This is a genomic window from Vibrio sp. Y20_XG_PY13, from assembly GCF_024181925.1.
In the GTDB taxonomy this organism is placed as follows: Bacteria; Pseudomonadota; Gammaproteobacteria; order Enterobacterales; family Vibrionaceae; genus Vibrio; species Vibrio parahaemolyticus.
The window spans coordinates 67,618-81,604 of sequence record NZ_JAMZAL010000006.1 but is presented as its reverse complement, the minus strand read 5'-3'; the positions used below and the strand labels follow the sequence as shown (position 1 = coordinate 81,604).

Genomic DNA, 13,987 nt, shown 5'->3' with positions numbered 1-13,987 from the left:
TTTATTTACTATGAATTTAGAACGTTACCACCGTATCCATCAGGTGCTGAAAGCACGCCAAACCGACCTTACTTTGTGCCTAGAAGAGGTTCACAAACCTAACAACGTCTCTGCCGTTATTCGTACGGCTGACGCCACGGGCTTACACAAAGTTCATGCTATCTGGCCTGATAAAATGCGCACTTTAACCCACACTTCTGCAGGTGCTCGTAACTGGGTTGAAGTAGAAACTCACAACTCGATTGAAACCGCCATTACCGAGCTCAAAGCCCAAGGCATGCAAGTATTGGTGACCAACTTATCGGACACCGCGGTCGATTTTCGTGAAATCGACTACACCAAACCGACTGCAATCATCCTGGGGAGTGAAAAAATTGGCGCGTCTGAACAAGCGAAAAAACTCGCAGATCAAGACATCATTATCCCAATGATCGGTATGGTGCAATCTTTGAATGTTTCGGTCGCCAGCGCAGTTATTCTGTATGAAGCGCAACGCCAACGTGAAGCGGCAGGCATGTATGATCGAGAAGAAAGCGCACTACCAAAAGAAACCATTCATCGCATCTTATTTGAACGTGGTCACCCAGTGCTTGCCAAAGTAGCGAAACGCAAGAAACTGGAATACCCTCCACTCGACGATGAAGGTCAAATCATCGCAGATGAGGCGTGGTGGCAAGAGATGCAAAAAGCTTAAGCTGAAACATAACGTTGAAAGCCCTCGCTTTCTACGCCACTTCTTATAGTTTTTCCTGTACAAAAACACAGCTCAATGGTTAACATACTGCTATGTTAACCATTTTCTTGAGCTTTCTATGTCTGCCCAAATGCTATCTGCTGTTCCTTTAACTTCTCTATCAGGAGTTGGCGCCAAAGTCGCAGAAAAACTCGCTAAAGTCGGCTTGCATAGCGTTCAAGATTTGTTGTTCCACCTGCCCCTACGCTACGAAGATCGCACCCGCATTTATCCTATTGCCAAACTGCACGCAGGCCTTTGGGCGGCCGTACAAGGCAAAGTCATGACCGTCGATACCATTTTTGGTAAACGCAAAATGCTGACAGTCAAAATCAGTGATGGCAATGGCACCATCACGCTGCGTTTTTTCAACTTTACTGCAGCGATGAAGAACAATTTTTCACAGGGTAAGTTAGTACACGCTTACGGAGAAATTAAGCGTGGTGGTATGGGGCTGGAAATTGTGCACCCTGACTACAAATTTTACGCCAGTGAACAAAAGCCAGATGTGGAACAAAGCTTAACCCCGGTTTATCCAACCACAGATGGCCTGCGTCAAATCACCTTACGTAATCTTACTGAGCAAGCATTGGCGCTACTCGATAAAGCGGCAGTGCAAGAATTGCTACCTTCTGGCTTGTATAACCATCAGATTACTATGTCACAGGCGTTGCACACCATTCATCGCCCGCCGCCAACCATTAATTTAGATGAATTTGATGAAGGTAAGCACCCCGCTCAAATCCGTTTGATCATGGAAGAATTGCTCGCTCAGAACTTGTCGATGTTGGCGGTTCGCAGCAAAGGCCAGCAAGATATAGCCTTACCGCTCGCGCCATGTGACAAACTGAAAAAACAGCTGTTGGCGCAACTGCCGTTTTCTCCGACCAATGCTCAAGCACGCGTGGTGAAAGAGATTGAATCCGACCTCGAAAAGCCGCATCCAATGATGCGTCTTGTCCAAGGTGACGTAGGCTCAGGGAAAACCCTCGTCGCGGCACTGGCTGCGGTTCGAGCTATCGAGCACGGTTATCAGGTCGCACTAATGGCACCAACTGAGCTGCTCGCCGAACAACACGCCATCAATTTCGCCAACTGGTTTGAAGCCATGGGCATTCAAGTAGGCTGGCTTGCTGGTAAGCTCAAGGGCAAAGCCAAAGAGACGGAACTGGCTCGCATTGCCAGCGGTGAAGCGCAAATGATAGTGGGTACTCACGCCCTCTTCCAAGAACATGTGGAATTTCATCACCTAGCTTTAGTCATCATTGATGAGCAGCACCGCTTTGGCGTCCATCAGCGATTAGAGTTACGTGAGAAAGGGGCAAAACAAGGCGCGTATCCGCATCAGCTCATCATGACGGCGACTCCGATTCCTCGCACGCTAGCAATGACAGCGTATGCTGATTTGGAAACGTCGGTGATAGACGAATTACCACCAGGCCGAACGCCGATTCAAACCGTCGCCATTCCAGATACCAAACGTGACGACATTGTCGAGCGGGTACGAAACGCTTGTCTTAACGAAGGCAAGCAAGCGTATTGGGTGTGTACGCTGATCGATGAATCGGAAGTGTTGGAAGCTCAAGCCGCAGCAGACACCGCCGAAGAGTTGCAGCGCAAACTGCCAGATGTAAAAATTGGCCTAGTTCATGGCCGTATGAAGCCCGCCGAAAAGCAAGCTGTCATGCAAGAGTTTAAAGACAACAAGCTCCACCTGCTCGTAGCCACGACGGTGATAGAAGTTGGCGTAGACGTGCCAAACTCTAGCTTGATGATCATCGAAAACCCTGAACGCCTTGGTTTGGCTCAATTACACCAGTTAAGAGGCCGCGTCGGTCGAGGCTCGGTTGCCAGTCACTGTGTCCTGCTGTACCACGCCCCCCTGTCGAAAACCGCACAAAAACGACTAGGTGTGCTGCGTGAAAGTAACGATGGCTTTGTTATTGCGCAGAAAGACCTCGAGATCCGCGGGCCCGGCGAATTGTTGGGCACCAAACAAACAGGCTTGGCTGATTTCAAAATTGCCGATTTAGTTCGAGATCAACGCTTAATTCCCGAAGTTCAACGTATTGCACGTCATATTCACGACAATTACCCAACCAATGCAGCCGCCATTATCGATCGCTGGCTAGGCGAGCGTGATATCTACTCCAAAGCGTAAATCTTAAAGCGAGCCAAACGGCTCGTTTTTTAGTACCGCCACCAATAGCAAACGATTGCTTTTTGGGTAAATCTCTCTATAATCGCGCTCAAAATTTCTAGAGTGTGCCTCATCACACTTCACCAACCTGAGTTGACACTGATTAACAGCAATCACAGGTAACGACGTCAACTCCACCCAGCCCTCCCATTCAGCGAGATCTGGGAACACATTGCGACTAGCGAGACAAATCATGACAACTTCAAACCGATCTTCGGAACTGGTCTATCAATTAAATGATCGTCCACCACTGCCACAAACGATTTTTGCTGCACTTCAGCATTTATTGGCGATGTTCGTTGCGGTGATTACACCTTCATTAATCATTTGCCAATCTTTGGGCGTTCCGGCCGATCAAACCAACACCATTATCAGCATGTCGCTGTTTGCATCTGGTGTTTCTTCCTTTATCCAAATCCGTACCTTTGGCCCTGTCGGCTCCGGCTTGCTATCGGTGCAAGGCACCAGCTTTAACTTTTTGGGTCCAATCATCGGTGCGGGTTTATCACTCAAAGCAGGTGGCGCGGACATCAGCACCATGATGGCGGCGATTTTCGGTACGATTTTAGTCGCCTCTTTTGCCGAGATTTTACTGTCTCGTGTGCTTGAACATGCACGTCGCATCATCACACCTCTCGTCTCTGGCATTGTCGTAACTCTGATTGGCCTGACGCTGATCCAAGTTGGCTTGGTTTCTATGGGTGGAGGCTATGCTGCAATGGGCGACGGTACTTTTGGTAGCTTAGACAAACTGGCGCTCGCTGGTACCGTACTTGGGTTAATTGTGATTTTGAATCGTTCTAAAAACCCATACATTCGCGTGGCTTCGATCGTGATTGCCATGCTGGTTGGCTATGTAATGGCATACTTCATAGGCATGGTCGACACCTCAAAATTGGGGGAAACCAACCTCGTTGCGCTACCGATTCCGATGCAGTACGGCTTGTCATTTGACTGGTCACTGTTTATCCCTCTCGTGCTGATTTTCTTTATCACGGCGTTGGAAGCGATCGGCGACATTACCGCAACGTCTGAAGTATCTGGCGAGCCGGTTAAAGGCCCTACTTACATGAAGCGCATCAAAGGTGGGGTATTAGCGGACGGTCTGAACTCGGCTATCGCTGCGGTATTCAACAGCTTTCCAAACTCTACCTTCAGTCAAAACAACGGCATTATCATGCTAACGGGCGTCGCAAGCCGTTACGTGGGTTACTTTATCTCGGGCATGTTAGTGATTCTTGGTCTATTCCCGGGCGTGGCCAGTTTTGTTCAGCTGATCCCAGAACCTGTACTTGGTGGCGCTACCATCGTGATGTTCGGCACCATTGCCGCTGCAGGCGTGCGTATTATCTCGCGTGTTGACCTCGACCGCCGCGCAATTCTGATTATGGCGTTGTCATTCTCGACGGGGTTAGGTATCGCTCAGAAACCGGAGATTCTGCAGTTTATGCCTGAGTTTATTAAAAGTATCTTCTCAACTGGTGTGGCTGCTGGCGGTATCACCGCGATACTGCTGAACTTGCTGCTTCCAGAAAAACTGACAGAAGAAGATGAACTTGTCGCTCAAGAAGTGAAAGAGTCTTAATACCTGTACTTAGAAATTAAAAAGCCCAACCACATTTTTGGTTGGGCTTTTTGGTTTAAGAGGGTTATTTGGTCGGGAAACTGATTTGGGCGATCAAGCCGCCTTCACTGCGATTACGCATCACCACCGAACCTGAATGTTGGATAACAATACGTTTTACAATCGCTAAACCCAGACCAGTACCTTCGCTGCCACGCGCCGTATCACCACGGGTAAACGGCTCGAACAACTTCGCGATTTGCGACTGCTCAATCCCCGGCCCGTTGTCTTCTACGCATATCCAAACCAACTGTTTGTCTGCCGTCACGCCTGTGCTGATTTTCACCCAACCGTTGCCGTAACGCAGTGCGTTGACGACTAAGTTACTCACCGCTCGCTTAATGGCAATCGGGCTGCCTTTCGCAGGAGGAAGGTGCATGTTCAAGTCCGTCTCAATCTCAACTTCATACCCCCCTTCAGAGCTCGCCACGTCACTAGCGATGGTGCTGACATCAACCGACTCAAACGATTCTTTGTTTACAGGCTTTAGATAATCCATAAATTGACTGATGATCTCATTGCACTCTTCAGTGTCACTGATGATCCCTTCCGCCAAATAGCTGTCTTCTGGCGACATCATTTCAGTAGCGAGACGAATTCGCGTCAGCGGCGTACGTAAATCATGACTGATGCCTGCCATTAACAGAGCGCGGTCTTCTTCGAGCTCTTGAATCCCTTTCGACATCTGGTTAAACGCACGAGTTACCGAACGAATTTCCGATGCGCCTTTTTCTGGTAGCGGTGGGGGAATTTCCCCTCTCCCAACGCCTTCTGCCGCTCGTTGCAACGCCAATAATGGCCGGTTTTGCAAGCGAATAAACAACCAACCACCTGCGATAATTAATAGCGCCATGATCAGGCTGTTACGAAATAGCGGCGCAAAGTCCTCTTCTTGCAGCTCAGACAGTGGGATGCGAATAATGGAATTGGGCAGCTTCTCGATGTGCATCCACAAAATGTAGCTTTCACTACCTAGCAGCAGGCGTACTTCGGTTGGTGAGCCTAGCTCTTGAGTCATTTCCTCCGACATCAAATCAATAGACATCGCATGGTTAAACTCAACCGCCTTCTCGCTGTTGATGCTGTGAACTGTCACACCCAACCTTTCTAATAACTGGCGACGCAATGGTGCATCCGATTTGAGCGGGCCATCTTCATCGAGAACCAGATTCAGTTCGTGAGCGAGAATTTTGTTGAACTGTTGCAGGCTTGGCATCAACGCGTAGTTAAAAACGGCGTAATAAGAAAAGACTTGGCTAGCGAGAAGCAAGGAGATGAACAGTAGAATAGATTGTGTCAGTGAACTTCGGATTCGCATGCAAATTTCCTGATGACCCTAATTGCGAAAACCTCGACCACCAAATAAGAAGGAAATTTGATGGCCGAAGTTTTAAAAACCGATTGCCGGTTAAGTGAGTAAGAATTACGACTCTTTGCCGTCTGGGACAAATACGTAACCTAAACCCCATACGGTCTGGATGTAGCGAGGTTTGCTCGGATCGTCTTCCAGCATGCGGCGTAGACGAGAAATTTGTACGTCGATAGAACGCTCCATCGCAGAGTATTCACGACCACGCGCCATGTTCATCAGCTTATCACGCGACATTGGCTCACGCGCGTTGGTTACCAGTGATTTCAACACCGCAAATTCACCCGATGTTAATGGCATCGCCTCATCACCACGGAACATTTCACGCGTGCCGAGATTCAAACGAAACTCGCCAAACTCGACCACTTTTTCTTCTGTACTTGGCGCACCCGGTAGCTCAACCGTTTGGCGACGTAAAACCGCTTTAATTCGAGCGAGTAGTTCGCGCGGGTTGAACGGTTTAGGTAGGTAATCGTCCGCACCAACTTCCAAACCAACAATACGGTCAACCTCGTCACCTTTTGCTGTCAGCATCAGAATTGGCAACATGTTATTGGCGTGGCGTAAACGGCGACAAATCGACAAGCCATCTTCGCCTGGCAACATCAAATCCAATACCATTAGGTGAAAGTTTTCGCGTGTTAGTAGGCGATCCATTTGTTCGCCGTTTGCTACACTACGGACTTGAAAACCTTGCTCAGAAAGGTAACGCTCCAACAGAGCACGCAAACGAGCATCGTCATCAACCACTAAAATTTTATGATTTTCCTGCATTGAAACATCCTTTCAGAAGCATCTATTGACGAAAATGTATCACTGTTTTTTCAAACGTGCTTGTGCAAATTGTTACTCTTTTTATCTTAGACGCGGTTTTGGGAAATTATTTGCGCGCCGCCCTAAGTATTTAGCGATATTGACTTTGTTTCGAGATGTGAACAACGCCACAAAACTGCGGTGAAAGATGGCTTTAACCGCCGCGAAGGTCGGTGTGCCTACTGGCCGTAATTCCATTCCAACTCACGTTTAGCGTCTAACAACTCTTTTTGCGCTTCATCTAATTTTCGGCGCTTTTTCTCGATTTTGTCGCTCGAACCCGACGTTTGTGCCTCTGCCAATTCTAGCTCGCGAGCTTTTACTTTTTGCGCTTTTTGTTCGACTTCTGCTTGCAGTTTTTCGCGTAAATCTTCTTCCGAGCATTCATCCTCAATCGCAGCAAGGGCTCGTTTTAATCCATCAATGCGCTTTTGATTACCTTGTACTGTGGCGTATTCAATTTGCTGCTCAAGTGCAAACGCTTTGGCATCACACCCTTTTAGCTCTTCTTGAGCGACAGTAGGAAGTGAAATAGCCATCGTTAACACAGCACCACAAATCACGGCTTTCATTTTAAACCTCTCCAGTAAATACAGCTCGCGCCCTCAAATGAGGGCGCATAAAAAAATAGGTCAACATCATTGGCAAACGCACTTCGCTCGCCGAATGTTTCAAGGTCGAGGAAGTTAAGATTCTGCGCTTTGCTTGTTGTATTCAATCGAATTGATGAACCACTCTTTGTCTCCTTCCGGCGTTCGAACGGTAAATTCTTCATCCACTTGCTTTTTCAACATGGCTCTGGCCATAGGGGAATCAATGGAGATGTAATCTTTGGCATCGCCATATATTTCTTCTGGCCCCACAATGCGGAACTTCTTCACATCACCGGCTTCGTTTTCAATCTCGACCCAAGCACCAAAAAAGACTTTGCCTTCTTGTTGAGGAGAGTAATCAACGATGGTGACTTCAGGTAAAAACTTTCTGAGAAAACGAACGCGTCGATCGATTTGACGCAGCAGTCGTTTATTGAAGGTGTAGTCAGCATTTTCCGAACGATCGCCAAGGCTGGCCGCCCACGTCACGATCTTGGTGATTTCTGGACGCTTTTCATTCCAGAGGTAATCGTGCTCTTGCTTGAGTTTGTTATAACCTTCACGGGTAATCAGCTTAGTTTTCAATTTGGCTCCTATTCATTTCGGCATAAAAAATGCCGCACATTCAGCAGCATCGACGCTTACGCGATCTTCATCCTAAACCTAGAATTATACCCAAAGCCACAAGATTCTCAGAGCGGACTTTGGGTATTGGCAATTAGGTTAGGCGGCAGTTCGACTATTTTTCGTAATCTGGTTTTTTCGTCACGATGTAATTGGTTTCACTCGCCACTAACGCACCGTGCTTTAAGAAGTTTTTACCCAAAATCATGCTGTAATGAAAGCGTCCGCGATCTTGCAAATTCACGCGAATTTTCTTCTCTAACTCACCCAGTTTGACATGCATTTCCACCACCGGACGGACGTTTGCTTTCTCGCCTTTTTTCGCAGTAATTTTCATTACGTCTACCACTTCGCGAGTAAAGGCTTTTTGCATACCGAGGTCATTTTCGTAGGTAAAGCTCACCATGTCTTTGCCATCTTTTTGGAACAGTTTGATGTCTTTAGCATTGATAGAACTGACATCCGCACCGGTGTCCAGTTTGACCGGGAAAGACATGCCTTCCACTTCGGCCACTTCGATGTGGCCAGCTCGGAACAAAGGTTTGGCATCGAGCAAGTGGTCTGCGCGCGTATTCAGTAGCACGCCACCTTTAGCCATGTTGTGGCCGAAAACGAAAAACGGCTGCTCTTCATCTTTATCTAGCACGTCAATAGCAAACTCCATCGACTTTTCTTTGTTACCGAACAAGAAGTCACCTTCCACCACAGGACGCACCATGTCGCCGACTTTGAGTTTCTTCAGCTCGGGTTTGGTGATTTTTTCTTCTTTGCCTTTTTCGTTGCTCAAATAGAACGTCGCGACTTCGTCTTTGCCCTTTTCACTCAGTTCAAATCCATTCACGCGTAATAATGGCGTTTTCACGGTAAAGGTTGGATAAGCGGGAACCACGTAGCCATCAATGTTCACTTCCTCTTCCGGTGAAATCACCAATGGCTTGGACTTCAGTGCACTCTTAAAGGTTTTTTCCACACCACCGAGCAAATTCTCTTTGTCGGTATCTATCACGAAATGTTGGCTCACTACGTCTCGACCCAGACGGATTTGCGAACTGAACTTGCTGCGGTCTCGTAAGTACACCAACCATTGCTGAGTTTCGTTTTCATCAATCTTGACAGGCAGATACACCAAAGGTCGCTCGCTCTTGGTGGTTTTCAACATGCGCACCAATGGCAGTGTCATAGGATGGCGCTTACCGTTCTCACCCTCTAAAGTAAACGACACTTGCTTGGCTTTTTTATCAACTTTGATGTCGAGAGCGTGAACGTTGGTGTACCGGCTGCTTGTCGAAACGCTGGTTTTGTAGGGAATGCCTTCGATTTCTACCGTCTCTTTCTTACCAATCATTTTTGCGTTGGGTTGTTCTTGCAGGTAGTCATACCCAGCAAACACCCACGCGTTATCATCTAGGTAAGTTTTGCCAATCAGGATTGGCGCAGAGAACTGTTTGCGCGAGGTAAGATTCACCACGGTATCTACCGTATGCCCAGCAATCGTCATCGGCATTTTTACGGTTGGACGCAAAATCGGTTTTTTGCTAGTGCGACTGCGGATAGCACTGATGCGCTCAAGATCGTCGGTTACCGTGATCTCTTTGCCAGTATAAGGATGCTGAATCGTGAAACTGACGGTGACTTGATAAGGTTCAAAACTGTTGGCTTCCCATTTGGCTTGCGTGCCACCTAAATCGTCGACAATTGCCCACAGCAGTTTGTCATCTTTAAGATTCTTGTATTTGGGATTGCTGCTGCTTACGTGGATATTTTCTGCATGCATGGAGGTGGTGTCAGCGCCGGTATCAATTTTACCGATGAAAGGGACGTCACTTAGCTCAGGAATTTCGCTGTAATACACACTTTCGACCCGCCCTAAAACTAACTTATCATCAAGTTGATAGGTGGGATCTTGCGTGGTTGCAGAGATGGATTGCGCCCAACCAAACGGGGCTATCAGGAGAGCACTAGAGAGTGCCAGAGCCAAAGACATTTTTTTCATCATGATTATCCGTGTGAGCCAAGGTATATAAAATTAGTCGCCAACAGAACTTATAAGTTCTCAATTTAATTACAGTTTTGACATAAATCTGACCGATGTCCACCAGCGCCCGGTAAATTTTTGCGAAGCTAATTTAAAACATTGCAAATTCTATGAATGACCCCAATGTTCTATACACAACCAATATCCAAACCGAATTAAAAGAGAATACACGGATGAGCCAAGCTATCTGTCGCATGATTGCTCAAGAACTGAATGTTCGCCCAGAGCAAGTCAACGCCGCTGTCACCCTGATTGATGATGGTAACACGGTCCCATTTATTGCACGTTACCGTAAAGAGGTGACAGGTGGCCTTGATGATACCCAACTGCGTACTCTGGACAGCCGTCTGTCATACCTTCGCGAGCTCGACGATCGCCGTCAAACCATTCTGAAGTCGATCCAAGAACAAGGCAAACTGACGCCAGAACTAGAACGAGAGATCACGCAAGCCGACAGCAAGACTCGCCTGGAAGACCTTTACCTGCCATACAAACCAAAGCGCCGCACCAAAGGTCAAATCGCGATTGAAGCTGGCTTAGAACCTCTCGCTGATACACTTTGGAACCAGCCACAAACAGAACCAGAAAGCGAAGCGACGAAATATCTTGATGCGGACAAAGGCATCGCGGATACCAAAGCGGCACTGGATGGCGCTCGCGCAATCATCATGGAGCGCATTGCTGAGGATGCGAACCTACTTGAAAAAATTCGTGCTCATCTAAACCGCAACGCGGAACTGGTTTCTCGTGTCGTTGAAGGTAAAGAGCAAGAAGGCGAGAAGTTTAAAGATTACTTCAACCATAACGAGCCACTGAGCAAAGTGCCATCACACCGAGCACTGGCGATGTTACGAGGCCGTAATGAAGGCTTTTTGACGTTGGCGATGAACGCTGACCCAGAACAAGAAGAAGGTGCTCGCCAATCGTACTGTGAAACCATCATTGCCGACCATTATGGCGTGACGCTAAGCAGTGCTCCGGCGGACTCATGGCGTAAACAAGTGATCAGTTGGGCATGGCGCATCAAAGTATCGATGCACATGGAAACCGAGCTGATGGGCGCAATGAAAGAACGTGCTGAAATCGAAGCGATTGAAGTGTTTGCCACCAACCTAAAAGATTTGTTGATGGCAGCACCGGCAGGCCCTCGTGCGACGCTGGGTCTCGATCCGGGTCTGCGTACAGGCTCTAAAATCGCTATTGTCGACCCTACTGGTAAAGTGCTTGCAACAGAAACCATCTACCCTCACCCACCACAAAAGCAATACGACAAATCAGCGCAAATCGTTGATCAGTTGGTGCGCAAATACAACGTGGATTTGATTGCGATAGGTAACGGCACGGCTTCGCGTGAAACCGACAGCTTTGTCGCAGACGTGATCAAACGCGGCAACCTGAAAGTTCAGAAGATCATCGTAAGTGAAGCGGGGGCATCGGTTTACTCAGCATCTGAGCTTGCAGCGAAAGAGTTCCCAAATATGGACGTATCTCTGCGTGGTGCGGTGTCGATTGCTCGTCGTCTGCAAGACCCGCTAGCGGAGCTCGTTAAAATCGATCCTAAATCGATCGGTGTGGGCCAATATCAGCACGATGTTAGCCAATCTATGCTGGCAAAACGTCTTGATGCGATTGTCGAAGACTGTGTAAACGCGGTGGGTGTTGATGTGAACACTGCCTCTGCAGCGCTACTGACGCGCGTTGCAGGCTTGTCGAGCACCATCGCACAGAACATTGTCGACTTCCGTGATGAAAACGGTCGTTTCGAAGCACGTACAACCTTGAAGAAAGTGCCTCGTTTAGGTCCTAAAGCGTTCGAGCAGTGTGCGGGTTTCCTTCGTATTATGGATGGTAAAAACCCACTGGATGCCTCTGCAGTGCACCCAGAAGCCTACCCTGTAGTCAAAGCGATTGCCGAGAAGAACAGTAAAGACATCAAAGCACTGATTGGCGATTCGACGTTCCTTAAAGGTCTGCACGCGGTGGATTACACCGATGAGCACTTCGGTGTCCCAACGGTGACCGATATCATCAAAGAGCTGGACAAACCAGGCCGAGACCCTCGCCCGGAGTTCAAAACAGCGACCTTCGCTGAAGGCGTTAACTCGGTTGCAGATCTAGAACCGGGCATGATTCTCGAAGGCGTCGTATCGAACGTGGCCAACTTTGGTGCTTTCGTCGATATTGGTGTTCACCAAGATGGTTTAGTGCACATCTCAGCCCTGACGGATCGTTTCGTTTCTGATCCGCGTGAAGTGGTGAAAGCAGGTGACATCGTTAAAGTGAAAGTGATGGAAGTGGACGCACAGCGCAAGCGTATCGGTCTATCGATGCGTTTAAACGACGAGCCGGGTCAAGACAACCGCAGCCAACGCTCATCAGCAGCGCCGCGTCGTAATGACCAACCACAACGTCGTCAACCTCGCCGTGATGATTCCTCATCGAACTGCGCGATGGGTGGCGCATTTGCGGCTGCTTTCGCCAAAGCAAAGAAGTAGTCTAGGTTTTAACGGCTGCACTTGAGATATTAACATTGCAGCTGGGCGACGGCTTCAAGCATCCAGAAGAAAAAAGAAAACGCTCCAGTCAGTCATGCTGATTGGAGCGTTTTTATTGGATAGGATATTGATTCGTCATAATACTGCTATCACTTCTGACGGGGTATGGGGCACGACCGAATGACCATAATGAAATTTGATCACCTTCCTGCGCTTTTCCATCAATCCTTGGTTGATCGCAGCATCCAAAATGCGCTTCGGTAAACGAAAGCGTATCGCATAGCCCTTTCCCTGATCTTCACTGTACGATTTCAGTGCCAGTAAATCGAAAAGCCTTTCAAGCGTGTCTTCCGGCTCCTCGTGATAACGCGCATCAACTTCATGGTCCACTTCGTAATCGGGATGCTCAGAGGGATCCCAAGAGGACTGACGTCGTCGCTTCTCATCACTTTTTACTTTGCGCTCGGCATTGGTTTTTGCCAATGCGACCGTCGGCGTCACAGGTTCTCGGACTCTGTTGTCACGAGCAGCTTGTTCCGTCTGCACATTAACGGATGGGGCGATCAGTGGCACACTTACGTTGGTCGGTGACACAATCATTGCGAACCCTCCTCAGAGTCGCCCAACTCGTCAATATGGCTTGGCCTTATTTACGAATAAAACCTTACCGACAATTATATCGGCCAAATTTTAATCAACTTTAGCCTTTTTCACTGCGCGATTTTAATCCCGAGCGAAATCTCGAACTTGCGCACAAAATTCATCATGTTCGGTCATGAATGGTGCATGAGAAGATTGAGAAAAGACAAACTGTTGTGTGTGGGGCAGTTGCTGGCTTAGATCGGTCGCCACTTTAATCGGCACCAAACCATCCAAACGACCGTAAAGACGTAGCATCGGCATGGTCAGGGAAATCAAAGCCTCACGCAGGTCCACATCCGCCAAAATATTTAAGCCAACCAATAGTGACTCTGGGTTCGGCTGAGGACGCGATAGCACCGCTTGTTTGAGTTGTTTAACATCTTTACGTGCAGACGGACTTCCCATGGCTTGCAGCGCCATAAAGCGCTCAATGGTCAGAGAGAAATCTTCTAGTAACTGAGAGGTGAACGCGCTCAGTACATTCGGTTGAATGCCGCGCCACGGTTTTTCTGCGGCAAATTTTGGTGAGCTGGCGACGGTGATCAACTTACTCACTCGCTGAGGAGCATTGAGCGCAATGTGCGTGGCAACCAAACCACCCAACGACCAACCTAGCCACACTGCTTTCTCTGGCGCATCTTTTAGTACCATGGCAGCGATTTGTGCGAGGTCTTCACCATGATGCCCAGCGCTAAAACCATATCCAGGAAGATCGACGACATGGACACAAAAATCGGCCTGCAGAGATTCGACCGTTTGCTGCCAAACTGCGCCATTCATCCCCCAGCCATGCAGCAACACCAAATCCGGTCCCTGACCGAACGACTGCCAGTGTAAATTCGTGCTCATGATCTCAATC

General features: G+C 48.3%; 11 protein-coding genes. 4 read left to right on the top strand and 7 right to left on the bottom strand.

The window, feature by feature from the left end:
* Positions 1-10 precede the first annotated feature (10 nt).
* From trmH to NL646_RS15265, 3 genes are all read left to right on the top strand, one after another.
* Complete coding sequence (trmH, locus tag NL646_RS15275; protein WP_005478720.1) at positions 11-694, top strand: tRNA (guanosine(18)-2'-O)-methyltransferase TrmH; 684 nt, start codon at positions 11-13, stop codon at positions 692-694.
* A gap of 118 nt (positions 695-812) precedes the next feature.
* A complete protein-coding gene (recG, locus tag NL646_RS15270; protein WP_025553042.1) occupies positions 813-2,894 on the top strand; it encodes an ATP-dependent DNA helicase RecG in 2,082 nt (693 codons plus the stop codon).
* Between the two features lie 232 nt (positions 2,895-3,126).
* A complete protein-coding gene (locus NL646_RS15265) occupies positions 3,127-4,518 on the top strand; it encodes a uracil-xanthine permease family protein (protein WP_253664384.1) in 1,392 nt (463 codons plus the stop codon).
* Positions 4,519-4,582: 64 nt separating this feature from the next.
* On the opposite strand, the gene envZ is transcribed toward NL646_RS15265, so the two are convergent.
* The 5 genes from envZ to NL646_RS15240 form a co-directional block, all read right to left on the bottom strand.
* Complete coding sequence (envZ, locus tag NL646_RS15260; protein ID WP_005459014.1) at positions 4,583-5,875, bottom strand: two-component system sensor histidine kinase EnvZ; 1,293 nt, start codon at positions 5,873-5,875, stop codon at positions 4,583-4,585.
* A 105-nt stretch (positions 5,876-5,980) separates the two neighbouring features.
* On the bottom strand, positions 5,981-6,700 hold the full coding sequence (ompR, locus tag NL646_RS15255) for a two-component system response regulator OmpR (protein ID WP_005459027.1): 720 nt from the start codon (positions 6,698-6,700) through the stop codon (positions 5,981-5,983).
* A 218-nt stretch (positions 6,701-6,918) separates the two neighbouring features.
* Positions 6,919-7,311: a DUF1090 domain-containing protein gene (locus NL646_RS15250; protein WP_029847914.1), complete on the bottom strand. Its 393-nt coding sequence runs from the start codon at positions 7,309-7,311 to the stop codon at positions 6,919-6,921.
* A gap of 114 nt (positions 7,312-7,425) precedes the next feature.
* Positions 7,426-7,917 (bottom strand): transcription elongation factor GreB, encoded by a 492-nt coding sequence (gene greB / locus NL646_RS15245; protein ID WP_005458979.1) that lies wholly within the window; start codon positions 7,915-7,917, stop codon positions 7,426-7,428.
* Positions 7,918-8,071: 154 nt separating this feature from the next.
* Positions 8,072-9,952 (bottom strand): RimK/LysX family protein, encoded by a 1,881-nt coding sequence (locus NL646_RS15240; protein WP_253664383.1) that lies wholly within the window; start codon positions 9,950-9,952, stop codon positions 8,072-8,074.
* 212 nt (positions 9,953-10,164) lie between these two features.
* On the opposite strand from NL646_RS15240, the gene NL646_RS15235 reads away from it, so the two are divergent.
* Entirely contained in the window at positions 10,165-12,486 is a 2,322-nt protein-coding gene (locus NL646_RS15235; protein WP_253664382.1) for a Tex family protein, read from the top strand.
* 135 nt (positions 12,487-12,621) lie between these two features.
* On the opposite strand, the gene NL646_RS15230 is transcribed toward NL646_RS15235, so the two are convergent.
* Both NL646_RS15230 and bioH read right to left on the bottom strand, forming a co-directional pair.
* Positions 12,622-13,086, bottom strand: coding sequence for a hypothetical protein (locus NL646_RS15230; protein WP_005459035.1), 465 nt, complete (start codon positions 13,084-13,086; stop codon positions 12,622-12,624).
* A gap of 123 nt (positions 13,087-13,209) precedes the next feature.
* Complete coding sequence (bioH, locus tag NL646_RS15225; protein ID WP_253664381.1) at positions 13,210-13,977, bottom strand: pimeloyl-ACP methyl ester esterase BioH; 768 nt, start codon at positions 13,975-13,977, stop codon at positions 13,210-13,212.
* Positions 13,978-13,987: the final 10 nt, after the last annotated feature.

Coding starts and splice junctions, on each gene's coding strand:
- NL646_RS15265 (WP_253664384.1), top strand. CDS start 3,127: ATGACAACTTCAAACCGATCTTCGGAACTGGTCTATCAATTAAATGAT.
- bioH (WP_253664381.1), bottom strand. CDS start 13,977: ATGAGCACGAATTTACACTGGCAGTCGTTCGGTCAGGGACCGGATTTG.
- ompR (WP_005459027.1), bottom strand. CDS start 6,700: ATGCAGGAAAATCATAAAATTTTAGTGGTTGATGACGATGCTCGTTTG.
- envZ (WP_005459014.1), bottom strand. CDS start 5,875: ATGCGAATCCGAAGTTCACTGACACAATCTATTCTACTGTTCATCTCC.
- recG (WP_025553042.1), top strand. CDS start 813: ATGTCTGCCCAAATGCTATCTGCTGTTCCTTTAACTTCTCTATCAGGA.
- NL646_RS15240 (WP_253664383.1), bottom strand. CDS start 9,952: ATGATGAAAAAAATGTCTTTGGCTCTGGCACTCTCTAGTGCTCTCCTG.
- NL646_RS15230 (WP_005459035.1), bottom strand. CDS start 13,086: ATGATTGTGTCACCGACCAACGTAAGTGTGCCACTGATCGCCCCATCC.
- NL646_RS15235 (WP_253664382.1), top strand. CDS start 10,165: ATGAGCCAAGCTATCTGTCGCATGATTGCTCAAGAACTGAATGTTCGC.
- trmH (WP_005478720.1), top strand. CDS start 11: ATGAATTTAGAACGTTACCACCGTATCCATCAGGTGCTGAAAGCACGC.
- NL646_RS15250 (WP_029847914.1), bottom strand. CDS start 7,311: ATGAAAGCCGTGATTTGTGGTGCTGTGTTAACGATGGCTATTTCACTT.